Origin of the sequence: Gottfriedia sp. OAE603, from assembly GCF_040543965.1 — a bacterium.
GTDB lineage: Bacteria > Bacillota > Bacilli > Bacillales > Bacillaceae_G > Gottfriedia > Gottfriedia solisilvae.
In genome coordinates this window covers 39,180-65,191 of the sequence record NZ_JBEUNN010000001.1, presented here as the reverse complement: position 1 = coordinate 65,191, position 26,012 = coordinate 39,180, and the positions used below count along the sequence as shown (strand labels likewise).

Annotated in this window: 18 protein-coding genes, 4 tRNA genes and 1 pseudogene; 1 reads left to right on the top strand and 22 read right to left on the bottom strand. The window is 35.2% G+C overall.

The window, feature by feature from the left end; all coding sequences use genetic code 11:
• Nucleotides 1-313 precede the first annotated feature (313 nt).
• Nucleotides 314-1,594 carry an MFS transporter gene (locus tag ABID96_RS00285; RefSeq protein ID WP_192603647.1) on the top strand — a complete coding sequence of 427 codons (1,281 nt, stop codon included), beginning with the start codon at nucleotides 314-316 and terminating at the stop codon, nucleotides 1,592-1,594.
• A gap of 189 nt (nucleotides 1,595-1,783) precedes the next feature.
• Here the strand turns inward: ABID96_RS00285 and ABID96_RS00280 are convergent, their stop codons facing one another.
• The 22 genes and pseudogenes from ABID96_RS00280 to ABID96_RS00175 all read right to left on the bottom strand — a co-directional run bounded on the left by ABID96_RS00280 (nucleotide 1,784) and on the right by ABID96_RS00175 (nucleotide 25,931).
• Entirely contained in the window at nucleotides 1,784-3,229 is a 1,446-nt protein-coding gene (locus ABID96_RS00280; protein WP_192603648.1) for a DEAD/DEAH box helicase, read from the bottom strand.
• Between the two features lie 560 nt (nucleotides 3,230-3,789).
• Nucleotides 3,790-4,605 (bottom strand): ABC transporter permease, encoded by an 816-nt coding sequence (locus ABID96_RS00275; RefSeq protein ID WP_192603649.1) that lies wholly within the window; start codon nucleotides 4,603-4,605, stop codon nucleotides 3,790-3,792.
• The gene (locus ABID96_RS00270; protein WP_192603650.1) at nucleotides 4,602-5,633 is read right to left on the bottom strand and encodes an ATP-binding cassette domain-containing protein; all 1,032 of its coding nucleotides are present in this window, start codon (nucleotides 5,631-5,633) and stop codon (nucleotides 4,602-4,604) included. The genes ABID96_RS00275 and ABID96_RS00270 overlap by 4 nt, the downstream gene beginning before the upstream one ends.
• Before the next feature lie 169 nt (nucleotides 5,634-5,802).
• On the bottom strand, nucleotides 5,803-8,139 hold the full coding sequence (helD, locus tag ABID96_RS00265; protein ID WP_192603651.1) for an RNA polymerase recycling motor HelD: 2,337 nt from the start codon (nucleotides 8,137-8,139) through the stop codon (nucleotides 5,803-5,805).
• Nucleotides 8,140-8,480: 341 nt separating this feature from the next.
• A complete protein-coding gene (locus tag ABID96_RS00260) occupies nucleotides 8,481-10,028 on the bottom strand; it encodes a GNAT family N-acetyltransferase (RefSeq protein ID WP_192603652.1) in 1,548 nt (515 codons plus the stop codon).
• A gap of 202 nt (nucleotides 10,029-10,230) precedes the next feature.
• The gene (locus tag ABID96_RS00255; RefSeq protein WP_192603704.1) at nucleotides 10,231-11,733 is read right to left on the bottom strand and encodes a malate:quinone oxidoreductase; all 1,503 of its coding nucleotides are present in this window, start codon (nucleotides 11,731-11,733) and stop codon (nucleotides 10,231-10,233) included.
• 644 nt (nucleotides 11,734-12,377) lie between these two features.
• Nucleotides 12,378-13,247 carry an AraC family transcriptional regulator gene (locus ABID96_RS00250; protein WP_192603653.1) on the bottom strand — a complete coding sequence of 290 codons (870 nt, stop codon included), beginning with the start codon at nucleotides 13,245-13,247 and terminating at the stop codon, nucleotides 12,378-12,380.
• Between the two features lie 212 nt (nucleotides 13,248-13,459).
• Nucleotides 13,460-13,939: a 23S rRNA (pseudouridine(1915)-N(3))-methyltransferase RlmH gene (rlmH, locus tag ABID96_RS00245; protein ID WP_192603654.1), complete on the bottom strand. Its 480-nt coding sequence runs from the start codon at nucleotides 13,937-13,939 to the stop codon at nucleotides 13,460-13,462.
• 59 nt (nucleotides 13,940-13,998) lie between these two features.
• Nucleotides 13,999-14,190, bottom strand: coding sequence for a CxxH/CxxC protein (locus ABID96_RS00240; protein WP_088001616.1), 192 nt, complete (start codon nucleotides 14,188-14,190; stop codon nucleotides 13,999-14,001).
• Between the two features lie 74 nt (nucleotides 14,191-14,264).
• Nucleotides 14,265-15,059 carry an MBL fold metallo-hydrolase gene (locus ABID96_RS00235; protein ID WP_192603655.1) on the bottom strand — a complete coding sequence of 265 codons (795 nt, stop codon included), beginning with the start codon at nucleotides 15,057-15,059 and terminating at the stop codon, nucleotides 14,265-14,267.
• Between the two features lie 23 nt (nucleotides 15,060-15,082).
• Nucleotides 15,083-15,862, bottom strand: coding sequence for a two-component system regulatory protein YycI (locus ABID96_RS00230; RefSeq protein WP_192603656.1), 780 nt, complete (start codon nucleotides 15,860-15,862; stop codon nucleotides 15,083-15,085).
• Nucleotides 15,849-17,207: a YycH family regulatory protein gene (locus ABID96_RS00225; protein ID WP_192603657.1), complete on the bottom strand. Its 1,359-nt coding sequence runs from the start codon at nucleotides 17,205-17,207 to the stop codon at nucleotides 15,849-15,851. The genes ABID96_RS00230 and ABID96_RS00225 overlap by 14 nt, the downstream gene beginning before the upstream one ends.
• Nucleotides 17,204-19,039 carry a cell wall metabolism sensor histidine kinase WalK gene (gene walK / locus ABID96_RS00220; RefSeq protein WP_192603658.1) on the bottom strand — a complete coding sequence of 612 codons (1,836 nt, stop codon included), beginning with the start codon at nucleotides 19,037-19,039 and terminating at the stop codon, nucleotides 17,204-17,206. The genes ABID96_RS00225 and walK overlap by 4 nt, the downstream gene beginning before the upstream one ends.
• Nucleotides 19,039-19,744 (bottom strand): annotated as a pseudogene (gene yycF, locus ABID96_RS00215) (response regulator YycF). The gene walK and the pseudogene yycF overlap by 1 nt, the downstream one beginning before the upstream one ends.
• 372 nt (nucleotides 19,745-20,116) lie before the next feature.
• A tRNA-Phe gene (locus ABID96_RS00210) sits at nucleotides 20,117-20,189 on the bottom strand.
• Between the two features lie 7 nt (nucleotides 20,190-20,196).
• Nucleotides 20,197-20,272 (bottom strand) — tRNA-Asp (locus ABID96_RS00205).
• A 23-nt stretch (nucleotides 20,273-20,295) separates the two neighbouring features.
• Nucleotides 20,296-20,367: transfer RNA gene (locus ABID96_RS00200), tRNA-Glu, on the bottom strand.
• A gap of 19 nt (nucleotides 20,368-20,386) precedes the next feature.
• A tRNA-Lys gene (locus ABID96_RS00195) sits at nucleotides 20,387-20,459 on the bottom strand.
• A gap of 171 nt (nucleotides 20,460-20,630) precedes the next feature.
• Nucleotides 20,631-21,920 carry an adenylosuccinate synthase gene (locus ABID96_RS00190; RefSeq protein WP_192603659.1) on the bottom strand — a complete coding sequence of 430 codons (1,290 nt, stop codon included), beginning with the start codon at nucleotides 21,918-21,920 and terminating at the stop codon, nucleotides 20,631-20,633.
• 202 nt (nucleotides 21,921-22,122) lie between these two features.
• Nucleotides 22,123-23,484 (bottom strand): replicative DNA helicase, encoded by a 1,362-nt coding sequence (gene dnaB, locus ABID96_RS00185; RefSeq protein WP_192603660.1) that lies wholly within the window; start codon nucleotides 23,482-23,484, stop codon nucleotides 22,123-22,125.
• A gap of 27 nt (nucleotides 23,485-23,511) precedes the next feature.
• The gene (rplI, locus tag ABID96_RS00180; RefSeq protein WP_192603661.1) at nucleotides 23,512-23,958 is read right to left on the bottom strand and encodes a 50S ribosomal protein L9; all 447 of its coding nucleotides are present in this window, start codon (nucleotides 23,956-23,958) and stop codon (nucleotides 23,512-23,514) included.
• Nucleotides 23,955-25,931 (bottom strand): DHH family phosphoesterase, encoded by a 1,977-nt coding sequence (locus ABID96_RS00175; RefSeq protein ID WP_192603662.1) that lies wholly within the window; start codon nucleotides 25,929-25,931, stop codon nucleotides 23,955-23,957. Before ABID96_RS00175 ends, rplI begins: the two co-directional genes overlap by 4 nt.
• Nucleotides 25,932-26,012: the final 81 nt, after the last annotated feature.

Below are 26,012 nucleotides of genomic sequence, written 5' to 3'. Positions count from 1 at the left end.
GAAAAGTTGTCCTTACATAGTATCATTTGTCGACTTAACTACATAGTAACCTCGAATACTTAACTCACGGAGAACAAGATATTAACAAAGTATTAAAAATTAATGAAATAAAAAATACAGCGCTTGTTTAGGAGAAATGGAGTAAGACTTTACTCTATTATGCTTCACTTAATTTACTTCTTAACAATTCTCTCATTCACTAGGAATAATTAGTGTAAAACTGATGTAAAATTTTATAACAATTCATATTTATAGGCTTTATTTTTATGTAAAATAATAATAGAAAGTACTAGTTTACTAGGAGGAAAAACTCATGAAGAGTTTTACAAAGCAAGAGAATAGTTGGATGTTATATGATTGGGCCAATTCAGCTTATTCTATTATTATTACAACCGCTGTTTTCCCACTATTTTATAAGGCTGCAGCTACAAAAGCCGGAATGAGCGCTTCAGATTCTACTGCTTATTTAGGTTACACCATTGCAATTTCCACATTCATTTTGGCAATGTTAGGACCAATTCTTGGAACAATCGCTGATTATAAGGGCTTTAAAAAGAAGTTTTTAACCTTCTTTTTAACACTTGGTGTATCCTTTACGGCACTTCTTGCATTTATTCCTAGTGATAATTGGTTACTATTATTAATCTGCTATACGATTGCGGCTATAGGATCCGCTGGAGCAAATGTTTTCTATGATGCCTTTTTAGTAGATGTCACTACTGAGAAACGAATGAACCGTATATCAGCTCGCGGCTTTGGTTTAGGATATATTGGAAGTACAATTCCTTTTCTAATTAGCATTGCGATCATCATTTTAGCACAACAGGAAATTCTTCCGATCACTACAACTACAGCAAGTCAAATTGCATTTTTGATTACAGCAATTTGGTGGGGGCTATTTTCAATCCCCATTTTACGAATTGTTCATCAAATTTATTTCATTGAACCCGAACAAAAACCAATTATAAATAGCTTTAAAAGGCTCGGAAAAACCTTTAAAAATATCCGACAATATCGTGCTTTATTTTTATTTTTACTAGCTTATTTCTTTTATATTGATGGTGTTGGAACCATTATTACGATGTCTACAGCTTATGGCTCTGACCTTGGAATTAGCTCAACAAATCTATTGATTATTTTATTTGTTACACAAGCTGTAGCTGCTCCTTTTTCAATCTTTTTTGGAAGATTATCAGAAAAGTTTTCTGGTAAAAAAATGCTTTATGTTGGAATAATCGTTTATATTATCATATGTATTTATGCATTCTTCTTAAAAACAACTATAGACTTTTGGATTTTAGCAATGCTTGTCGCAACCTCCCAAGGTGGCATTCAATCGTTAAGTCGATCCTTTTATGCAAAGCTTGTACCGAAAGAAAAATCAAATGAGTTTTTTGGTTTCTACAATATATTTGGTAAATTCGCTTCGATTATGGGGCCTTTATTAGTAGGTTTAACTGCACAAATGACAGGACGTTCAAATATGGGCGTATTTAGTTTGATTATATTATTTGTTATAGGCATCTTTATTTTAACAAAGGTTTCAGAACCAAAAATTGAAGTAAGCTCTTCAGAATCAATTGACCATGTTTAAAAGACTCTGATAAAAGAGTTTAGATCAGGATGCTTACTTTTAAGTAAGTTGTACGCGGTGAGCCTTCTTGTCTCTACGCGTCAGTTTGGTAAAAGTTATTATTGTATATCAGAACACAATCAATTAAAAAAGTCTCCCAAATAGTAAAAACTTATCTGGGAGACTTCTTTGCCTAATACAGTACAGGCTTTATTTTTTTGCTTCATGTACCTTCAATAACTTACCCTTTATTGTAGTATTCTTCATCTTTTTCAACACAATTGGACCTTTATCATTTAATATTTCAACATAAGAAACAGTATCTAATATCGTGATAATGCCTATATCTTGCACTGTTACTCCTTCGATTTTTGCAATCGTTCCAACAAAGTCAACCGCTCTAAGCTTCTTCTTCTTACCACCATTAAAATACAATTTCATAATTTTCTTATTTAACTTTTCACTTTTAGCTTGTTTAATAGTCGGTTCGACATTCATTTTCGTTTCAAAGGCAGCAATGTTATTTTCTACTTCATCTCTTGTAGGGGCGGTCATCTTCGGAATTTCAAAACCGATGTATTCTTCAATTGATGCTAAGAATCGGTCTTCAAAAGGTGTAACAAACGTAATGGCTTTTCCTTTTTGACCTGCTCGTCCAGTTCGACCTGTTCGGTGGACATAGCTTTCTTTTTCTAATGGAAGATCATAGTTAACTACATGAGTAATATTATCAATGTCAATTCCTCTTGCAGCAACATCCGTTGCTACTAGATAACGGAAATCTCCCCTTTTAAAATCATTCATTACATGCAGTCTGTCATCTTGTTCCATTCCGCCATGAATCTTATCACAGCTATAACCTAAATCTGCTAGATGATCATATAAATTATCCACTCTATCCTTTGTTCTGCAAAAGATGATACAACTATCAGGATTTTGTACAATCATTAAATCTTTTAGCAAGGATAATTTTTGCTCTTCTTCAACTTCAAATAGCGAATGATCAATTTTATCTGTTGTAAGACCCGTTGCTTTAATTTCAATGTTTGTAGGGGTTTTCATATATTGATTTGCAAGATTTTTTACCTCATCTGGTATAGTCGCCGAAAATAACATAGTTATCCTATTTCTAGGCATCTCGTCGATAATGGCTTCAACTTGGTCAATGAATCCCATGTTTAACATTTCATCTGCTTCATCAATAACAAGATATTTAATTTGTTCTAGGCTTAATGTACCTCTTTCAATATGGTCTAACACTCGACCTGGTGTGCCTACAACTACATGAGTTTTTTGCTTTAGTTCTGTTTTTTGGATGGCTATCGGTTGTTTTCCATAGACTGCAACAGCTTTAATTCTCTTAAATCGACCAATATTAGTAAAATCTTCTTTTACTTGAACTGCAAGTTCTCTAGTTGGTGTTAAAATAAGTGCTTGTGGCTTATTTTCTTCCCATTTTATTAGTTCACAAATTGGTATACCGTATGATGCTGTCTTACCACTACCTGTTTGCGATTTTACTACTAGGTCCGTTTTATTTAACACAAGAGGTATAACTTTGCTCTGAACTTCCGTAGGATTTTTAAAACCTAATTGTTCCAGTGCATTTACGATTTCATTACTTAGTTGATAATCTATAAAGCTTTTTTTCCCCATAATCTGGCCTCATTTATTTTAGAATTTATTCTTATTATTTCTATTACATTATTTTATAGTCTATTTTCTTTCGTTAGGCTCTGTTAAAGAAAAATGTTGATTTCCATTCCAGGTACTTCGCTTTCCATGGGGCGTGACGACCCTGAGCCTCCGGATCCACACCATGTGGTTCATGCATGCGTTACGACAGGACTTCGTGGTTTTAGCATGCCTACCTTGCTTGGCCTCCGGGGGCTCAAGTTTCCCGCATTTCCCATAGGAGTCTTCGCACCTTCCATTCCAATTACTCTCGCACAGGCAATTCTCTTTTCATACTATTAATGTATTTAGCTAAAATCAATATTTAATAATAACAGACCCTTTCGTTAAGATGTAGTTTTAAAACAACAATCTTTTGAAAAGAACCGTAAGAGAGCTTTATCATACCATACATCAATCTATAAAATTCTAATGAAAGGCTGACTTCAAAAAAATAAGGTTTCCCACAAGTTAGTAAACTTATGGAAAACCTATAGTATTTGAACTAGATTTTTAGTTAATTTTTAATTGTTAAAGCTTAACTACGTTCGTCGCATATAAGCACTAACAGTAAGAGGGGCAAAGATTATTACAATCACAGCAGCCCCAATAAGTGAGATAGATAAGTCCCAACCTGCTGTCCCAGTATTAGCAAGTTCTCTAACTGCTGTTACTAGATGAGAGATTGGGTTTATTTTTACAAACCATTGGAGCCAGTTTGGCATTGTATCAACTGGTACAAATGCATTAGACAGAAAAGTCATAGGAAAAAGAACCAGCATCGAAATACCTTGTACGCTTGAAGCTGTTCGAGCAATCACGCCAAAGAATGCGAAGATCCAGCTAATTGCCCAAGAACAAACAATCACAATAAGTCCCGCAATGATAACAGAGCCTAGACCACCTTCTGGACGATAGCCCATGATATATCCCATTGTAAACGTTAGGACAGTCGCTATTGTATAACGGATTGTATCCGCCAACAAAGCTCCTGCTAAAGGAGCAATTCGTGCAATAGGGAGTGATTTGAACCGATCAAACACACCCTTATCCATGTCTTCTCGCAGCTGAACACCAGTTACAATGGAGGTAGTAATGACTGTTTGCACAAGTATTCCAGGGATAATGACTGGTAAATAACTTTTTACATCACCAGAAATTGCTCCACCAAAAATATAAGTAAACATAAGAGTGAAGATGATTGGTTGAAGTGTAACATCGAATAATTGCTCGGGTGTACGTTTAATCTTTAGCAGTCCACGGTAAGCCATTGTAAGCGAGTTCCTTACTGACTGACGAAAGCTAGTTCTGTTTTTTAGTTGACGATTGTTAACGGTACTTTGATATGTTTGATTCATACTCTTACCTCCCCCACCTTGATTGATTCGTGGGACATCTCAGAATTTTCCTTATCGATATCATTACCAGTAATCGTTAAGAAGACTTCATCCAGCGTTGGTTTCTGAACACTTAATTCGGCCAGTTGAATATCCGTTTCACGAAGAGCGATCAGTAAATCTGTTACTTTATCCGCGTCTGCCATAGGCGCAGTAATCTTCCCATCTTCTCTTGATATTTTAGACTGGACATTTAGCAGTCTTTCCACCGTCAGACGTGCTGTTTCGATCTCTCTAGGATTTTGAATTGTTAAATGTAATGAAGAACTTCCAACTGACGCTTTTAGCTCATCAACAGTACCTTCCGCAACAACTCGACCGTGATCAATAACTGCAATTCGGTCAGCAAGTTCATCCGCCTCTTGTAAGTATTGTGTCGTTAATAACACCGTTGACCCATTGTTCACCAATCTGCGGATGGTTTCCCACATTTGATTACGAGTACGAGGATCTAACCCTGTTGTCGGTTCATCAAGAAAAATGAGCGGTGGTTGCGCTATTAGACTAGCGGCTAAATCTAATCTACGACGCATTCCGCCTGAGAAATTTTTTAAGGGGCGTTTAGCAGCTTCGGTTAATCCAAATTCCTCTAATAACTCTGCAGCCTTATTCTTTGCCTCTCTTCGCCCTAACCCTAATAGTCGCGAGAAAATGACTAGATTCTCAGTAGCACTAAGTGACTCATCAACCGAAGCATACTGACCTGTCACGCCAATCAATTGCCTTACAATCTGAGCCTCTTTGATCACATCGTGTCCAAATATTTTTGCCGAACCAGCGTCTGCACGTAATAAAGTTGCAAGCATTCTAATTGTAGTAGTCTTACCAGCCCCATTTGGACCAAGCACACCATAGATCGAACCAGCACGCACATTTAGATCTACTCCGTCTACCGCGCGATTATCACCAAATACTTTGACTAGTCCACGTGCCTCAACAGCCCAATCACCATTGTCTGGTGTGATTACTTTTTTATTTAAAAATTCCATTTTATACCTCCTCTACTTTTAAATACATAGTGATGGTATCAATGATTTATGAATAAATTATGAACTTCAAGATACAAAGTAAAAAAGAACTCATTACTTTAATAATGAGTTCTCTTTAGAAATTTTCAGCTCTATGGAATATAGAGATTGCTAGTACTGTACTTATTTTCTAGTTTAGAACTAAGCTTTTCGTTGTACTATGTTTTAAAATTGGACTTGGTTCTCCCATACTGTACAGCTGTAAATGGTGCATAGCTCGCGTACATGCGGTGTAAAACAATCTACGTAAACTTTCCTCACCATATACATCCTTGGAAGCGTCATAAATGATTACAGCATCAAATTCGATACCTTTAGCTAAATATGCAGGTATGACCACAATGCCTTGCTCATACTCAACCGACCCGCTCTTAACAAGCTTGATTCCCTCAATATCTTTTAAGGCCTCGAAGGCAGCTGCACTTTCCGCAGCGGATTTACATATAACAGCTATTGTATTGTAATTACGTTGCTTCAATTCTACGATCTTAGAAGTTATTTGGCGGTGCAGTTCATCTCGATTTAACACTTGTGTTAATACAGGCACTTCGCCTTCTCGTTCAAAAGCCGTAATCTGTTCACCACCAGGAACAAGATTCTTTGTAAATTCAACGATTGGTTTAGTTGATCGATAACTGCGAGTCAAGTTTATAGCATGTGTTTCTTCTGGCCCATATAAGTCTTTAAGTACGTGAAAATTAACCATTTCACTGGCATGGGCAAATATTGCTTGATTAAAATCACCAAGTACTGTCATCCTTGCAGCAGGAAACAGACGTTTTAAAAACTCGAATTGAAACGGTGAATAATCTTGTGCTTCATCAACTAGTACCTGTTTAATTGATGCATTGGTCTGAAAACCTTGAATCAATTCTTTTAAAAGTAGAAATGGAGTAGCATCTTCATAATACAATTTACCTTCATCTAGCATGTTAAACGTCAGTTGACATATATCTTCCCAATGCTTAGGAATGTCTCCCTCTATTAACTGTTCAATCTTTGTTGAATTTGCAAATAACTGCTTATAAACACCCTTCATGTCAACAAAATGGAGCATTTGAACCCATTTACGCAATGGCTTTAACTTTCTTCGAACAACCATTTTGCCGAGCACCTTGTACTCTTTCTCATAGTCGTCAAATGAATTATTCGCATAGCCTTCTTTTTTCTGTAAGAACTTATAGGCCTTCTGGTAATCATCTTTACTAAGAAGCTCGATTTCTTCTTCTACCCATGGCTTTTTCAGTTCGTTTTTCTCTGTTTCATCTATTCGTTTATTCAACCATTCTGTCAACTTCTCAATTCTGTTGTAAAAGCGAAGTGATGTGTCGCTACTATAAAATCTTTCTTTCATTTCTTTAGCAGAGACCAGCGTTTTTCCTCTAAACTTAATTCCTTTAAAGATCATTCCAGATAATTCAAGTGACTGTCTGTACGCTTTAATAACCTCAAAAAAGCGTGTCGAAGCTTTAAACTGGATATTTGAAGTCCTAGCTTGGTAGGAAGGATCACTTGTTTTTGTTAAAACATATTCTAATTGGCTATAATTATCCTCGACTTGAAATTGATCGCTTAATCGATGGCTTAAGTATTCTTGAAATGTAACTTGCTGCATATTTTCTTCACCTAGCTCAGGCAGCACTCTTGATACATAACTGTTAAACATAGCATTTGGTGAAAATAATATGATTTGATCGGCTTTTAACCATTCTCTATATTTGTAGAGTAAGTACGCGATTCGCTGCAAGGCAGCTGAAGTCTTTCCACTGCCCGCCGCTCCTTGAACAATGAGCAATCTTCCTTGATCATGCCGAATGATTTGGTTTTGCTCTTGTTGAATACTGGCAACGATACTGTGTAAATGTTTATCAGTCCCCTTACCTAGTACATGTTGTAAAATTTCATCACCAATTGTAAGACTCGTATCAAACATCGATTCAATTACACCATCACGGATGATGTACTGCCACTTTTGATCCAACTCACCACGTATAGTACCCCCTGGCGTTACATACTCCGCTGGACCTGGCGGATAATCATAGTAAACACTCGAAATTGGTGCTCGCCAATCATAAATTAAAAAGTTGTCTCCACTCTCATCTGTTAGTGTAGAGACTCCAATATAGACGCGTTCTAATTCAGAAGTGCCTTCTTCAGTAAAGTCAATTCGGCCAAAATATGGTACATCCTTCATTCTTTTCAGAGCTGATAAGCGCTTAGATGCTTGCTTATGAGTGCTTTGGCTCACGGATAAAACTTGTGCCTGTTGTCTTAGACTGAGAATTGTCTCTAAATAATCATCAAAATTATCAGTATTAACCTTCACTTCATCCCAAAAGTTTTTGCGAATACCAACTACTTCATTTTGACGTTGGTTAGTTTCTCCTTCCATCTTGACGATTTGATCCGCAATAATAGCCATGATTGTGTCGACACGATTTTGTTCCTGACGAAGTTCTTTGTTCATTCCATGCACTCCTTTAAAAAATAGAAAATGAGGGTTGACTTTAGCTTAATTATGTTGTAAACTTAAAATAGGGAAACTTTACCCTGATAAAAATAACATAGTGTAATCTATATTACTCTACCACGTTTCTTCTTTTTAATCAATGCATTTTCAGACTTCAAATTTAAAGATCCTTCTGTTCATTTGACTCCAAATTCTATTATTAGCCCCTTACTCTTTCAGTATGTAAGTAGATCATTTTAAATTCTCATCAAAAAAAGTCCAACTAAATAGTCAGACTTCACTACTTCATTCTTACTGCTATCATTGTCAAAGCTCTCTTTTCTATCCTAAAAAACTTCTTAATCTAATTTTAAATTTCTATATTCTATTCTGGACAATTCACGTCGTCGATCTCGTAATTGTCTTACTGACTCAGCATTTCTTGAACGTCTTAACTTCTCAATATCAACGTCACCTACAACAACTGTATCAATGTTTGCATCACACTCTCCGACGATCCCATCTTTTGCGAACCCAATATCTGATGGTGAAAAAATGCCAGATTGAGCATACTGAATGTCTACGTTTTCTACGTGTGTTAAATTGCCCACTGTACCTGCAATACAAGTATATACTTGATTCTCAATTGCGCGTGCTTGTGCACAGTATCGAACACGGAGATATCCTTGACGATCCTCTGTACAGAATGGGACAAAAATAATATTTGCACCTTTATCTACCGCAATCCGTGCTAGCTCCGGAAATTCGATGTCATAGCTAATTTGAATCGCAATTTTTCCACAGTCCGTGTCAAATACTTGGATCTCATTCCCTTCTGCAATCCCCCACCACTTGCGCTCGTTAGGTGTTGCGTGGAGCTTCGACTGTTTCTCAATCGTACCGTCGCGTCGAAATAGATACGCCACGTTATAAATATTTTCATTTTCTTCTACGAAATGCGATCCCCCAACAATGTTAACGTTATACCTTACAGCAAGCTCGGTAAAAAGTTCAATGTATTGTTCCGTGTATGTTGCAAGACGACGAACTGCTTGATCAGGGCGTTTCTCTTCAAGAAAAGACATCAGCTGAGTTGTAAATAGTTCAGGAAATACTGCAAAGTCTGAACCAAAATCAGCGGCAACGTCTACATAGTACTCTATCTGTCGAGTAAAATCATTGAACGATTCAATTTTTTTCATCATGTATTGTATGGCGCATATTCTTACCGGAAAGGATGCTCGATAAACTCTTCTAGATTTAGGTAAGTAATCAATATTATTCCATTCCATCAAAGTAGCGAAAGAATCAGAAGCCTTATCGTCTGGAAGATAACTAGTGTTAATTCTTTTTGTTGTAAACCCCTCTAATAATTGGAAGGATAAAACTGGATCATAAATGCTATGCTTCTCTACCGCTGCAACATATTCACGTGGTGTCATCTCTTTCTTATACTTATGATAATTAGGGATTCGACCACCTATGATGATGCTCTGGAGATTTAATTGGCGGGTAAGTTCCTTTCGAGCTTCATAAAGACGGTGTCCAATTTTCATACGGCGGTATTCCGGGTCTACCATTACTTCAATACCATATAAATTAGATCCATTTGGGTCATGATTCGTGATATAGCCATTGTCTGTAATGACATTCCAGGTATGCTGATCATTATATTCATCAAATTCAACCATAAGACTTGAACATGAACCTACAATTTTATCTTCATATTCTACACAAAATTGGCCTTCTGGAAAGATTCGTATATGACTTTCTAACTGTTCCCTTTTCCATCCCTCCATGCCTGGAAAGCAGCGGCTTGATAACATCATAATATCTGCTATATCTTCCATACGTATATTCCGTACAATAATTTTCTTCTCATATTTCGATATATCTGACTCAGACATATTTTCACGTCCTTTCGTTGAAGGTGACTCTTATTATGTTTTCAGTATAGAAGTCTCTCGAATTTACTTATACACCCGTTATATTACCCATAAATTCCCTTTTAACATGCAACAAATATTTAAAAGACCTCTCTTTCGACAATAAAAAAGAACCTTTAATCGTTTAAAAGATTAAAGGTTCTTCTATTTATTTTTAAGAATATTAACTATATACTAGCTCTTTTGCATTTAGACCAAGCGTCTCAGCAGTTGTCGAATGAATTTCTTGTATTAGCTCAGGATGATCCATTAGTGAAACTCCATAAGAAGGAATCATTTCCTTTATTTTAGCTTCCCACTCTTTAATATGTTCTGGGAAACATTTTTCTAATACCTCAAGCATTACATGAACAGCAGTAGAAGCCCCTGGCGAAGCACCTAGTAATGCAGCTATTGATCCATCAGCAGAGCTAATCACTTCCGTACCAAATTGAAGTGTTCCTTTACCGCCAGCCTCAGTATCCTTAATAACCTGTACACGTTGACCCGCTACCACTATATCCCAATCTTCAAGTTGGGCATTTGGAATAAACTCTCGTAATTCTTCTAAACGCTTTTCGTTCGATAGCAATACTTGTTGAATCAAATATTTCGTCAATGACATTTCTTTTACACCAGCTGCTAACATAGTGAAAAGATTATTAGGTTTTACTGAACCGATTAAGTCTAAATTTGAACCTGTTTTTAAAAACTTTGGTGAGAAGCCTGCAAAAGGACCAAACAGCAATGTTTTTTTATTGTCGATGTATCTTGTATCAAGATGTGGAACAGACATTGGAGGTGCGCCAACTTTTGCTTTACCGTACACTTTAGCATGGTGTTGCTCTACAACCTCTGGATTGTTACATACCATAAATAATCCGCTTACTGGAAAGCCCCCAACCTGTTTTGACTCAGGAATACCAGTTTTTTGAAGTAAAGGCAGACTTCCGCCCCCACCACCGATAAAGACGAACTTAGCAGTATGGTAGACAATATTTCCAGTTTCCATATCCTGTACTTTTAGTTCCCATGAACCGTCCTTAGTTCTTTTCAGATCTCTAACTTCGTGCTGATAGTTTATCTCGACGTTTTTACTTTCTAAGTGATCAAATAACATACGAGTTAATGCACCAAAGTTAACATCCGTCCCAGAGTCGATTTTTGTAGCCGCAATCGGTTCATTTGAAATGCGACCTTCCATAATCAATGGAATCCATTCTTTCAGCTTTTCAGGGTCATCGGAAAATTCCATTCCTTGAAACAAAGGATTGTTTGATAGCGCTTTAAAACGTTTTTTCAAAAACGAAACATTTTCTTCTCCATGAACTAGACTCATGTGAGGTATTGGCATGATAAAATCCTGCGGATTGCTGATTAGATTACTGTTTACTAGATATGACCAAAATTGTCTTGAAAGTTGAAACTGTTCATTTATTTGTAAGGCTTTACTAATATCTATAGACCCGTCAGATTTCTCGGATGTATAGTTAAGCTCGCACAGTGCAGCATGGCCCGTCCCCGCATTATTCCATTCGTTAGAGCTTTCTTCTCCAGCGTTTGCCAGTTTCTCAAACACTTTGATTTCCCATTCCGGTACTAGCTCCTTCAGTAATGAACCTAATGTCGCGCTCATAACTCCTGCACCAATTAAGATAACGTCAGTTTTTTCCTGTCTGTTTATCATTTTACCCACCCTTATCCCCCTATATTTGAAATAAAGAGTAGATGCACCTATCATGATGTCACAAAAATCAAGATGCCATCAATGAACGCACCATTTCCTATTTCAATTATAACTTATTAAATAGTATAACACTATTAAAATAAAACTCATAATAGTATAACACTATTAAATTAAATACTTATGATCCATTTATTAAGATTATCCTTATACTAAAATATCTACTATTATCAGATAATTATATACTATTTAAAGCCGGTAAAAAAGTGAGAATCTTCTAATAGGCCCTTAGAATAAACAAAAATATCCTAAATTTAGGATTTTTCAAGGGAAAAGGCTTTAATTGCCCTTATCATTTATTTGATACCTTATTTTTTTGCTATTATTTTTTGTACATTTACTCACTTGTTAATCTGCAGTAATTATTTTTTACTCAGATTATTTCTTATAAATTTCTACGGTTAAGATCCATACTAAAAAACCATATCATAAAGATATGGTTCTCTTACTATATTTACTTTTTCTTAGTATTAATAAAAACAGCCAGCTTTTTAGGCTGGCTTGTTTAAGGTCATTCTATTTTATTGGTATAGAAGATGCAATATGATCTTAGGTCGAAAACAACTCTTATACCTTCATTCTTCTAACTAACGCTTACTTTTTTCCTTTATTGGCACCCAAACTTCGCTATATACATTTTCATAAGTACCATCATGCTTTGTAAAAGAAATTCCAGGTAGATCGGCTATTTCATAACCAGAAGATGGCAACCATTCCGAATAAATTTTAGCGGTCGTTTCTTGAAGTGTAGCAGGGAATGGTCCTTGATTAGGGAAAATCGCCCATAAACTTTCTTCAATAGAAAGTTGTTCTAAATCAGCTAATTGATTTACCTTTGTTGTTGCAAAACCAATCATATGAGTTAAGTAACCTTTTTCTTCTAAATAATCATCATCAAAATCATAAGATACATTCAAGACTTGATGAGGATATAAATCAGCTAATTGACGCATCTCATTTCTTTGTTGTTCGGTAATGGACTGAGCTAGTTCTAGAATTGCATTATTGACGCCTTCAAACTGTATTGGTACCCTTTTTGATACTCCAACTATATTAAATTTCTCTTTCTTTTCAATTTTGAATTCCATGGATATTCCTCCTCTTATATCAATAAAGAATGAAAATTTGGGAAATGATTTTTGAATTTTATTTTTCGTTACTTCTGAAGGTAAGAAGCCACACCATTCACGAAATGCCCTTGAAAATCCCTCGATTGAATGATAGCCATATTTATAGGCAACATCTGTAACCTTCGTACCTTTTATTAATTCAACATTCGCTACCGATAATCTCCTGTTTTTGATATACTCACTCAATGACATTCCTGCCATATACGAAAACATTCTTTTAAAATGATAATCAGATAGCCCAACTATTTTTGATATATCTTTTCCGGATATTTCTTCCGTTAAGTTTTCTTCGATGTAATCCATTAATTGATTGAATTCTTGTAGCATTTCATTTCCCTCCTTTACAGTTACATGATATTGTAACCATTGATTTTTCACTCGATATTTTTTATACGGATTTTATCGGATTAAGATGAAAAACAGCTTAGAAATATTCTAAGCTGCTTTTGTGTTCATTTTTATCCTTTTTTAAAATAACTTATGGAATAGACTAACATCTAACTTTTCAGGGACTGATATATTTAAGAAAAAGCCCTCATTTACTTGTGATAAGGCTCATTCCGATTAATTCGATATGCTCTATAAATCTGTTCCACCAAAACTAACTTCATTAATTGATGTGGGAATGTCATTTTTGAAAACGAAAGTGTATCATCCGCTCTTTTCATGACTGCGTCGCTTAAGCCTAGCGAGCCTCCGATGACAAATGCTACCTTGCTGTTTCCATATGTCGCTAATTGATCTATTTTTTTCGCTAGTGATTCTGATGTATGCTCTTTCCCCTTTATCGCAAGTGCAATTACATATGAATCATCAGATATTTTGTTTAGTATTCTTTCGCCTTCTTTTTCTTTCACAATTAACATGTCTGCATCACTTAAGTTCTCTGGTGCTTTTTCATCTGGAACTTCGATTATGTCCATTTTTGCATAGCTTGATAATCGTTTTATGTATTCATCTATCCCCATTTTTAAATATTTCTCTTTTAGTTTTCCAACACTGATAATTGAGATATTCACATTATATCCTCACTTTACAAACAAGTTATACACAAAAGTTATCCACATACCCACAATTTCTATCCACATTTAGTGGGGGAATCTATGTTCGATACAATATATATGGCATCATTTTGACAATATTCACAGGTTGTGGATATATTTTGCGTTTTTTCGACTTTATTCAACAATGGCGTTTCACTATACTTATCCACAAAATCATCAAGTGCCCACTCAACATGTTCATCACAACTTACTATTACTTTTTCCATTTATGTTCATCTCCTTAATTTTTCACAAAAAAAATAAGGGAAAGTAAACTCTCCCCTAAAGTATACGTTCGTTATTATACATACACTATATCTGTTGGTTTTTGAGGGTCTGTATGATGAAGCACAAACTGCGTTCCAACTTCAAATCCTTTTCCCTCTAATGTTTGTGTAACAGACATTTTGGCAAGTTCTTTCATGTTATTATCTTGGCTTAAATGTGCAAGATAAATACGTTGTGTTTTATCTCCAATAACATCAGCCATTGCTAATGCTGCATCCTCGTTAGATACATGCCCCACATCGCTTAAAATACGTCTTTTAATACTCCAAGGATATTTACCCATACGTAACATTTCTACATCATGATTGCTCTCAAAAATGTACATATCAGCATTCGAAATAATACCTTTCATACGATCACTAACATAGCCCGTATCCGTTATTGTTACAAATTTTTTACCATTATGATGAAATACGTAAAACATTGGTTCGGCAGCATCATGCGATACGCCAAATGATTCGACTTCTAAATCCCCAAATTGATGCGTCGTTTCCATATTAAAAATGAACTTTTGCTCCGTTGGAATATCTCCAATTAGATGGTTCATTGCTTTCCATGTTTTTTCATTTGCATAAATTGGGACTTGGTATCTTCTTGCGAGTACACCAAGCCCTTTAATATGATCACTATGCTCATGAGTAACAAGTATGCCAGAGACTTCTTTAATATCCCTATTAATATCTTTAAACAACGACTCCATCGCCTTACCGCTTAGCCCGGCATCAACTAAAAGCTTTGTTTGCTCCGTCCCAACGTACAACGCATTTCCGGTACTCCCACTTGCAAGTACACTAAAATGCAAACTCATACTTATTCACCACTCCACTGTAATTATTCTATCTTATTAACTTGTCCTTCTATAGCGTTTACGAAATAATCCCGATCTTCATTTACTACCAAATGCCAAGCTGGTGCAATTACCTTAACGCCTGTCGATAACGGAATTAATGTGTAATATCCGAAATCAACCTTTGTCACTCGATCATCTGGCTTTAACTCGTCTTTTACATAAAGATTTTCGATTGCTTTAATCGCAGGAAGAACTTCTTGTACATCTTTTTTATCTACCATGTCTTTTAAATCTTCAATATATCGTTGTCGATAAGAAACAATTTCATCATTATCATTATACTTAATTTCTACAACAGAACTATCAATATTATAAATGAGTCTATCTTTATAACTTTGACAGAAATAGAAGGTTTTTGTACTAACATCCCTCTTGCAGAAACGATAACTATTACCATTCCAAACATACTCTTTGACAAAATTCTCTAAGAAGAAAATTCTATTGGTTTCAGGGAGCTTTACTACGTCTTTTAATCGACTTTGAAGCACATCTTTATAAATTTCGATGTCCTGTCCTTTTAGATTTGTAATTGTTTTATCAGAGAAAATTTTACTATTGCCTACGATATATGTCTCTTTTAAGGATTCTTTAGGTAAAGCAACATATGTGATGTCATTCGCCTTTAACTGATCTTCAATCGTAGATTCAGCGATAACATCAATTTGGTAATTGCTCTTTTTTTGATAGTATTGAATTGCTAAAAACAAATCTAACACTAAGAATGTTAAAATAAATATTGTTTTGATTCTACTCCAATCCAACAATATTCACCCCAATTCTGCTTAGCATATCTTGATCAATCTTCTTATAGGTGTCTCCATAATGGATAATCCACACAGGTTTTAATTCTACTGCCCGACTGTAATAAGGTTGACTCATTGTCGTTTCTTTTTCACTATTAAAGATTGTTTCATATCCAATACTAATATCTTTAATTAATGATTCATTTATCGTTTTATTTTTCTTAATGACTTCCATGATTTGTGGACCAGACATTAATTCTACTTCACTTTCGTTTTTCTCCATACGATACTCAAATTTGTATAATGGACGTTTAAATGTTTGTACGTCATCTGTTCCCAACTTTGTTGAGATCGTAGCATTTTTATAAACAGGTAGATTGTTTACATAAAATCTAAAGGATACTTCACTTTTGTCTGGTTCAATACTCGTTAATACATAATGATCAGTCCAACCACCATGTTGATTTATAAATCCGAAGCTTCTTTCAACTAATGAACTCGAGCTTTGGCTGTTGTCCTCTGCAGTAGTCGGATTAACAAATGTAAGCGAACGGTTTAATTGTGATACTGTCATTAATCTTGTACCATCTGTAAATGTATCGCCAGAGCTACTGCTCTCTTTTCTAACTTTTGATGGATCGTAAAAAATTGCATCCTTTAGCTTATCAATTGCAATGTCAGAAGTTAAATATTCAATCGTTTTTAATTTCACAGTTTTCTTAGGTAAATAAATAAATTTTCCAGAATCTAGCACGAATTTCGAGCATTCAATATAATGGTCATAGTTATTTTTTACTTTCTCAACCGCTGATATTACTTCTGAATTATCAAAGATCGCTTCGTATAATACATTTAGTGACTCGTTTGCAAAATAAATTTTTGTTGAATCATCTTGTTTAGTTGAAAGGCTAATAATCATTCGGTCAAAAAGAACATTTTGTAATCTTTTTGAATCTATGTTTAGCACCTTATTCAACGTTTCAATTGGAATTAAAGTTGGAAAAATAATTTCAACCTTATTTTTTCCTTTTGTAATCCCCTGATAATTTTCTAGAGACGTTTTACTCGTTATATTACTAAAACTAGATATTTCTGTTTTTTGTAATGCTCTATATAACGGTAAAATATTATTTTGCTTCGTTGTTAAATAATGATTATTTGTTTCATGCACAATTAATTCAGTAGGCACAACTACATCCTTATATTGTTTCTTTGCACCAATTGAAACATTTTGTACATAATCATAATTGGAATTTTGCATAACATCGTATGCTGGTTGGTACGATAATAAGCTATAAGAAAGAACCAAACTGATTGCAACTAAAGTAGATAATATAATTGATTTTATATGTTCACTTTTCATTCCCACTCATCCTCTTGGTCATCAGCTACCGGAAGCGTGAAATAAACTGTTGTACCCTTTCCTTCTTCACTTTTAGCCCAAATATGACCATCATGCGCATAAATCATCTCTTTTGCGATTGCTAGTCCAAGTCCTGTGCCTCCAACTTGTCTTGAACGAGCTTTATCTACTCGATAAAAACGATCAAATATTTTTGCTAAATTATCTTTCGGAATTCCCATACCTTCATCTGTAATGCTGACAAGTATTTGATCCCTTGATTCTTTAATTCTAAAGGTAACTTTACCACCTTCTGGCGAATACTTTAATGCATTTGAAATAATATTATCTAAAACTTGGGTGATCTTATCTTCATCGATAAAAACAAATCTTGTTTTATTTAAAAACTCTCGTTTAAATGTAACTTCTTGAGATTTACTCATTTCGTGACGATCTATGATTCGATTAAATAGCTCAGTAAAGTTCACCCAATCCTTTAACAAACGATATTCTGTACTATCTAATTTAGAAAGCTGTAATAAGTCGTTAACTAATCGAATCATTCTTTCCGTTTCATCCTGGGTAACTTGTAAGAATTTAGGCGCTATTTCTTTATTCTCCCAAGCTCCATCAGAAAGTGCTTCTAAATAACTTCTCATCGTTGTTAATGGTGTTCTTAATTCATGCGATACATTCGCTACGAATTCTCTTCGCTCTTGCTCTATTTTTTCTTGCTCTGTCACATCATAAAGTACAGCAATTAAACCATTTACTTTTCCTGTATCCTTCTGGATTGTTGAAAAGCTTGAACGGATAATCATTGGACGCTTATTTTCACTATAATCAAGCATAATTGAATCTGGTTCTTCATATAAGTCGTCTAATGTATGAACCTTTTCAATGCCAAGCACTTCTAGAATCGACTGATTTAATACTGTTTCACGTGAAACATTCAACATCGCTTCAGCTGGATCATTTAATAGAATAATTTTGCCTCGACGGTCTGTTGCGATAACCCCATCAGTCATATGTTCTAGTACAGACTGAAGTTTTCTTCTTTCGCCCTCAGTAGACGCTCTAGCTTGTTGTAGGTTCCGTGATAGATTATTAAACGATATCGTAAGTTCACCAATCTCATCTTCACTATAAGCCCTTAGCTTACGTGAAAAATTACCTTTTGCCATTTCTTGAGCCTGTCTTCTTATCTCTGAAATTGGCTTTGTAATTGCTTTTGCTAATAGTATTCCGAGAATAGATGTAATAGCTACTGCAATCAGTGTTCCCGTAGAAAAAATACGATTAATTAATTCCATTCTATCGTACGTACTTTCCATTGAAGCACTTGTGTAAATGGCAGCAACAGTTTCGTCATTTTCAAATACTGGAATAACGATGATTCTCATCCGATGACCATTCTTACGATCTAATAAAACTTTTTCGGTATTCGTACCTGCTAAGAGAGCCCTCTTAATTAGTATATCAGTCGTTCGTTTTCCAATAATTGTCCGATTGTTGGAATCTGATGTGGCGATTACCTCACTATTTTGGTTAACAACCCTTACATCAGTAATACCGATATTTTCCCCGAAGTCTGAAACAATCTTTTGAATTTTTTCTTTTACTTCTGGATCATCAAGGGTTTTCTTTTTTTCGTACTCTATTTTAATATTATAGGCTAGCATATTTGCGCGTTCATTTATTGAATCTGAGAAGTTATTTACTAATTGTTTTTCAAGCTCTCTAGAAAAATAAACGCTGATTACTTGCATGGCAACTAATATAAGCAATATATATACAAGCACAAATTTAAATACGATTGATTGAAATAAACCTACTTTATTTTTGGCTGCCATTAATCTTGCTCCGGATCACGTAAGTAGTAGCCTACTCCTCTTCTAGTTACAATAAATAATGGATAACTTGGATTATCCTCAATTTTTTCACGTAGTCTTCTGATTGTTACGTCTACAGTTCGTACATCTCCGAAATAGTCGTATCCCCAAAACTGTTTGAAGTAAGTGTTCTCGAGTCATAACTTGACCGATATGCTTCGCTAAATAGTACAGTAATTCAAATTCACGATGAGTTAATTCTATTTTTTCTCCTCGTTTTGTTACGATATACGCATTCGGATTGATAACTAGCGAGCCAATCACAACCTCAACTGACTCTTCTTTTTCAGACGATGCACCAGTCTGGTGTCTTCTTAAGTTAGCTTTTACTCTGGCAAGCAATTCTCTTGTACTAAATGGTTTCGTTACATAGTCATCTGCTCCCATTTCTAAACCTAATACTTTATCTAATTCAGAGTCTTTTGCTGTAATCATGATGATTGGCATTTCATGGTTTTTACGGATTTCCCTACATACCTCTAGACCATCTCTAATTGGTAACATAATATCTAATAAAACTAAATCAGGTAGAAACTCATCTACTTTTTGTAATGCTTCATCCCCGTCATACGCACAAACAATTTCAAAACCTTCTTTTTCAAGGTTAAATTTTAATATATCTGCAATTGGTTTTTCATCATCCACTATTAGTATTTTCTTATTCATTCCCCGCACTCCTTTTCTAGTAAGTTTAGCTGCGTGCCATTTCTATTCATAGCTTTAGCAATTTCATAATAATTTAGGCAACAATTAAACGTATCTTAGCAATTTCGTTTTGTAGGATTGTCTCTATATATACAATACGACTAATAAGTTATGTGTCCTTTTTAATATACTTTTTTCATGTTTCATCTTAGAAAAAAAGCCCTAGCTTGTTGCTAGAGGCTTAATCTACTACTTCTATTTTAAATTAAGTAGGTTTTTTTGTAAAATCCTACTCATTTTTCACTAATATTTATTTGAAATAAATCATAAATATCCTCTAGTATATGTTGTTTAAATAAATAAAAACTACTGTAATAACAGTAGTTTTTATGATGGCTCGGGACGGAATCGAACCGCCGACACGAGGATTTTCAGTCCTCTGCTCTACCGACTGAGCTACCGAGCCAAATATATGGCGGTCCCGACCGGGATCGAACCGGCGATCTCCTGCGTGACAGGCAGGCATGTTAACCGCTACACCACGGGACCAATACAATATTGAAAAATGAAAGTGACCCGTACGGGATTCGAACCCGTGTTACCGCCGTGAAAGGGCGGTGTCTTAACCGCTTGACCAACGGGCCATTATTTATGTATAAAAGATGAGCCATGAAGGATTCGAACCTTCGACCCTCTGATTAAAAGTCAGATGCTCTACCTACTGAGCTAATGGCTCGTATTAAAAATACTAGATTAAATATAGGTCATAAAATCTAATTATTAGTTATGACGACAAGATTCATTGTAACACGTAAACTTACAGTAGCGCAACACTTTTTTAAATATTTATCCAGTAAAAGTAAATAAAAGCCCTTAAAAAATCAATTTTAAGGGCTTAATTATTTAATTACGCGCCGAAAACATTACGAACAATATTCGTTTGATTACGGTCAGGTCCTACTGAAAATACAGATAACGGGATTCCAACTAATTGAGACACACGTTCAACATAATGTCTTGCATTGACTGGAAGTTCGTTCAGATCTTTTACTCCAGTAATATCTTCGTTCCAACCTGGAAGCTCTTCATAAACAGGCTCACACTCTGAAAGCTGTTTTAAGCTAGCAGGGAACTCATTAATCGTTTCCCCACGGTATTTGTATGCCACACAGATTTTCACTGTTTCTAGGCCAGTTAATACATCAATAGAATTAAGTGAAAGATCTGTAATACCACTTACACGTCGAGCATGACGAACTACAACACTATCAAACCAACCAACACGTCTTGGTCTTCCAGTTGTTGTACCATATTCACGACCTACTTCACGAATCGTGTTTCCAATTTCATCATGTAACTCAGTTGGGAATGCCCCTTCTCCAACACGAGTTGTATAAGCTTTACATACACCTACAACATGATTAATTTTTGTTGGTCCTACTCCAGATCCGATTGTTACTCCACCTGCTACAGGGTTTGAAGAAGTAACAAATGGGTAAGTACCTTGGTCAATGTCTAACATTACACCTTGAGCACCTTCGAATAAAACGCGTTTTCCACCATCAATTGCATCATTTAAAACAACTGAAGTATCGCAAACGTATTTTTTAATTTGTTGACCAAATTCATAATATTGTTCAAAGATATCATTAATATCAAGACTATTTGAATCATACATCTTTTCGAATAAATTATTTTTTTCTTCAAGATTACGTTTTAATTTAATATAGAACTCTTCTTTATCAAGAAGATCCGCCATACGTATACCAACACGAGCAGCTTTATCCATATAAGCTGGGCCAATCCCTTTTTTAGTTGTTCCAATTTTATTATCACCTTTACGCTCTTCTTCAAGCTCATCTTGCTTTAAGTGATAAGGTAAGATAACATGTGCACGGTTACTGATACGTAAATTATCAGTAGAAACACCTTTATCATGTAAATACGCTAGCTCTTGAACTAACGCTTTAGGATCTACAACCATTCCGTTTCCAATAACACAAATTTTTTCCGAGAAGAAAATACCTGATGGAATTAAGTGGAGTTTGTATTTTACGCCATTAAAAACAATTGTATGACCTGCATTATTACCACCTTGATATCTAGCAACTACTTCTGCCTGCTGAGATAAAAAGTCTGTAATTTTTCCTTTTCCTTCGTCTCCCCATTGAGAACCAACTACTACTACTGATGACAATGTATTGCACCTCCGAATAAAATTCGCTATTTCCGAACTAAAACCAAAACTAGTATACCAAACTTACGTTATTTGTCAATGATTCTATTCGTATTTTTCGGTTTTCACTTTTCTTCGTTCGTATTTACACGAATAAAAACTCATGTTTTTAGTTTACCCTAACAAAAAAAAATAATCACATAGAATATCTATGTGATTAAATTTAACCTGTTGGAGCATGCTCATCGAATCTTCGCTCTAGGTTAACGAATTTATTATATTCTTTTACGAATGCCAATTGAACTGTACCTACTGGACCATTCCTTTGCTTAGCGATAATAATTTCGATAATATTTTTATTCTCAGATTCTTTATCATAGTAGTCATCACGATACAAGAAAGCAACAATATCGGCATCTTGCTCAATACTTCCAGATTCACGAATATCAGACATCATTGGACGTTTGTCTTGTCTTGATTCAACGCTACGTGAAAGCTGAGAAAGTGCGATTACAGGAACTTTTAACTCCCTCGCTAGTGCTTTAAGTGAACGTGAAATCTCAGAAACTTCTTGCTGACGATTCTCTCCGCCACCTCTACCACTACCTTGAATCAGTTGAAGATAATCAATTAAGATCATTCCCAACCCATGCTCTTGCTTTAATCTTCTACATTTAGCACGAATATCATTTACACGAATACCAGGTGTATCGTCTATGTAGATCCCTGTATTCGCCAAACTACTAGCAGCCATCGTAAGCTTATTCCAGTCTTCTTGTTCAAGATTACCAGTACGTAGCGCTTGAGCGTTTATATTTCCCTCCGCACAAAGCATACGCATTACTAATTGATCTGAACCCATCTCAAGACTAAATATAGCTACATTTTCATCTGTTTTAGTAGCAACATTCTGTGCAATATTTAAGGCAAAAGCTGTTTTACCAACCGAAGGACGGGCTGCCACAATAATTAAATCATTCGGCTGAAAACCAGCTGTCATTCGATCTAAATCTGTAAAACCCGTAGGAATCCCAGTAATTTCTCCCCGCTGATTAAATAACGTTTCTATCTTACTGAATGTATGGAAAACAACATCCTTAATATTTTGAAATCCGGATACATTTGTACGTTGGGATACTTGTAAAATGTTCTTTTCAGCTTCATTCAAAATAACATCTACAGGATGTTCAGATGCATAACCTTCATTTGCAATATTTGTAGCAGTTCTAATTAATCTTCTTAATGTTGATTTTTCCTCAACCATCTTTGCATAATAATCAACATTTGAAGCTGTCGGAACAGACGCTAATAAATCATTTAAATATGACACGCCTCCTACCTCTTCTAGCAATCCTTGATTTGCTAGCTCAGAAGTTAGAGTGATGACATCCAGAGGCTCATTTCTCGAAGAAATATTTAACATCGCTTCAAATAACTTTTGATGAGCAGCTCGATAAAAGTCATCAGGTAAAAGCCGTTCTGACGTTGGTATTAAAGCATCTGAATCTAACAAGACTGCTCCTAATACTGCTTGTTCAGCTTCTATATTCTGTGGCGGAGTACGATCGTTTAACAACTCACTCATTTTTTGTCCTCCAGATGCTTAAATTACTTATTGTTCCTTCACGTGTACTTTTAATGTTGCAGTCACTTCTTGATGAAGTTTAACTTTAATATTTGTTACGCCAAGTCCACGAATTGCATCATTCATTTCAAATTTACGTTTATCTAGTTTAATTCCATGAACTTTCTGTAGCTCTTCAACAATTTGTTTACTTGAAATTGAACCAAAAAGACGGCCACCTTCTCCAGACTTCGCTTTTAGTTCAACCGTAATGCCTTCAACTGTTTCTTTTAGCTTCTTACAATTTTCTAATTCTAAAGCAGCATCTTTTGCTTCTTTATTTTTTTGCGCATCAAGTGTCTTTACGTTACCACCTGTTGCTTCAACTGCATAACCATTCTTAATTAAAAAGTTATGTGCGTAACCATCTGCTACGTTTTTAACTTCACCTTTTTTACCTTTACCTTTTACATCTTTTAAGAAAATTACTTTCATTTGTTTGTTCTCCCTTCGATATATTGATCAATTATTTTCAATAATTTTATTTCTACTTCTCGAATTGAAGAAGATTCTAGTTGTGCGGCTGCATTGGTTAAATGACCACCACCGCCAAGCTCTTCCATGATGAGTTGAACATTTATATCCCCTAAAGATCGGCTACTTATGCTGACAAGATTATCGTTACGCTTTGCAATAACAAAGGATGCTATTACATCAGTCATCGTTAATAAAGTATCTGCAGCTTTAGCAATTAACACCTGATCATAGATTATATTTTCTTTACCATAACTGATCGCAAAGCCATTCTTGTACATATATGCCTCTTCTATCAGCTCTGATTTGCGGATATATTCATTCATATCTTGTTTTAATAAATTTTGAACAAGGATCGTATCAGCACCATTTGAGCGCAAATAAGATGCTGCATCAAACGTTCTTGCACCTGTACGGAATGTAAAACTTTTCGTATCAACAATAATACCTGCCAGTAAAGCCGTTGCTTCAAGTATGCTAAGCTTAATCTTTTTCGGTTGATATTCTAATAACTCTGTAACTAATTCAGCTGTAGAGGACGCATACGGCTCCATGTACACAAGAATAGCATCTTTTATGAAGTCTTCCCCTCTTCGATGATGGTCAATAACAACAATTTTATCAGTTGCATCTAGTAATGACTCGACTTCTACCATCGTCGGTCTATGCGTATCAACAACTATAATTAAAGTGTCCTCAGTTACTAACTCTTTAGCTTTCTCAGGCGAAATGAAGCATGACATATATTGTTCATTTTTTGTCATTTCTTTCATCAATCGATTTACACTTCTATCTACTTCATCTTTTTTAATAACAACATAACCATCAACCTCATTATGCGTAACCATTTTTAGAATACCTACAGCAGAACCTAGTGCATCCATGTCTGGTAACTTATGACCCATAATCATTACATTCGAGCTGCTCTTCATTAAATCCCTTAATGCATGAGAAATTACACGTGCTCTGACCCTAGTTCGTTTCTCAACTGGATTTGTTTTACCACCAAAGAACTTTACTTTCCCGTTAAGGTTCTTCACTGTTACCTGGTCGCCGCCACGCCCTAACGCCAGATCTAATCCAGACTGTGCAAGTTGACCAAGTTCAGGTAGATTCTCACTACCAATTCCAACCCCTACGCTTAAAGTGATTGGTAAATTTCGTTTTGTTGTTTCATCTCTGACATGATCAAGTATCGCAAACTTATTACTCTCTAATACGTTTAAGATTCCTTCATTTAATACAGCGTACAAACGATCTGAAGATACTCTTCGTAAAAATATGCCATGTTTATTGGCCCAACTATTTAATATCGTTGTCACTGTTCCATTGATAGTAGAACGTTCTTGATCATCTAAACCTTGAGTCATCTCATCGTAATTATCAAGTAGAATAACCGCGATAACTGTTCTTTGATCCTCAAACAATTTCTCCATTTGCGCTTGTTCAGTGACATCAAATAAATAAATATATCGTTCTTCTCTCTTAATAACGACTCGGTACGTTCTCTTATTAATCGTTATAACATCTTCTTTTTTCTCTTTCTTTGAAATCAAAGACATTAGACCATCCGACAAGTCATAAATATGTTTTCCGATTAAAGATTGGTCGTCCAAAATATGTGTAATATATTGATTGCCCCATTCGATATGGTACTCTTTATCATAAAGTAACACACCAATTGGCATTTTTGTAATTGCTTCATTACTTAAATTTTTCACTCTCGACATAACTGATTCAATATACATATCTAAAATGTGTCGATACTTTATTTCAATCTTTACAACTAAAAAGATAACGAATAGAAAGATGATAATAAAGATAATACCTAGCTGTGGACGTATATAAACTACAGTTCCTATTAGAAATATCGCAAGAGCAGTTAATAGATAGACGGGAATAAGAAACACCTGTTTCTTATGAAAATCTTGCATAAGTTCAGCCCCTAAATCAAATAAAATCTAACTTCTATACAAAATAAGATTATTTTTACCTATTCTGCCAAGATAAAACCA

Excerpts from the sequence above, each read along its gene's own strand:
- ABID96_RS00285 (WP_192603647.1), top strand. The coding sequence starts at position 314 with ATGAAGAGTTTTACAAAGCAAGAGAATAGTTGGATGTTATATGATTGG.
- ABID96_RS00280 (WP_192603648.1), bottom strand. The coding sequence starts at position 3,229 with ATGGGGAAAAAAAGCTTTATAGATTATCAACTAAGTAATGAAATCGTA.
- ABID96_RS00275 (WP_192603649.1), bottom strand. The coding sequence starts at position 4,605 with ATGAATCAAACATATCAAAGTACCGTTAACAATCGTCAACTAAAAAAC.
- ABID96_RS00270 (WP_192603650.1), bottom strand. The coding sequence starts at position 5,633 with ATGGAATTTTTAAATAAAAAAGTAATCACACCAGACAATGGTGATTGG.
- helD (WP_192603651.1), bottom strand. The coding sequence starts at position 8,139 with ATGAACAAAGAACTTCGTCAGGAACAAAATCGTGTCGACACAATCATG.
- ABID96_RS00260 (WP_192603652.1), bottom strand. The coding sequence starts at position 10,028 with ATGTCTGAGTCAGATATATCGAAATATGAGAAGAAAATTATTGTACGG.
- ABID96_RS00255 (WP_192603704.1), bottom strand. The coding sequence starts at position 11,733 with ATGATAAACAGACAGGAAAAAACTGACGTTATCTTAATTGGTGCAGGA.
- ABID96_RS00250 (WP_192603653.1), bottom strand. The coding sequence starts at position 13,247 with ATGCTACAAGAATTCAATCAATTAATGGATTACATCGAAGAAAACTTA.
- ABID96_RS00240 (WP_088001616.1), bottom strand. The coding sequence starts at position 14,190 with ATGGAAAAAGTAATAGTAAGTTGTGATGAACATGTTGAGTGGGCACTT.
- ABID96_RS00235 (WP_192603655.1), bottom strand. The coding sequence starts at position 15,059 with ATGAGTTTGCATTTTAGTGTACTTGCAAGTGGGAGTACCGGAAATGCG.
- ABID96_RS00225 (WP_192603657.1), bottom strand. The coding sequence starts at position 17,207 with ATGAAAAGTGAACATATAAAATCAATTATATTATCTACTTTAGTTGCA.
- walK (WP_192603658.1), bottom strand. The coding sequence starts at position 19,039 with ATGGCAGCCAAAAATAAAGTAGGTTTATTTCAATCAATCGTATTTAAA.
- dnaB (WP_192603660.1), bottom strand. The coding sequence starts at position 23,484 with ATGAGTGAGTTGTTAAACGATCGTACTCCGCCACAGAATATAGAAGCT.
- rplI (WP_192603661.1), bottom strand. The coding sequence starts at position 23,958 with ATGAAAGTAATTTTCTTAAAAGATGTAAAAGGTAAAGGTAAAAAAGGT.
- ABID96_RS00175 (WP_192603662.1), bottom strand. The coding sequence starts at position 25,931 with ATGCAAGATTTTCATAAGAAACAGGTGTTTCTTATTCCCGTCTATCTA.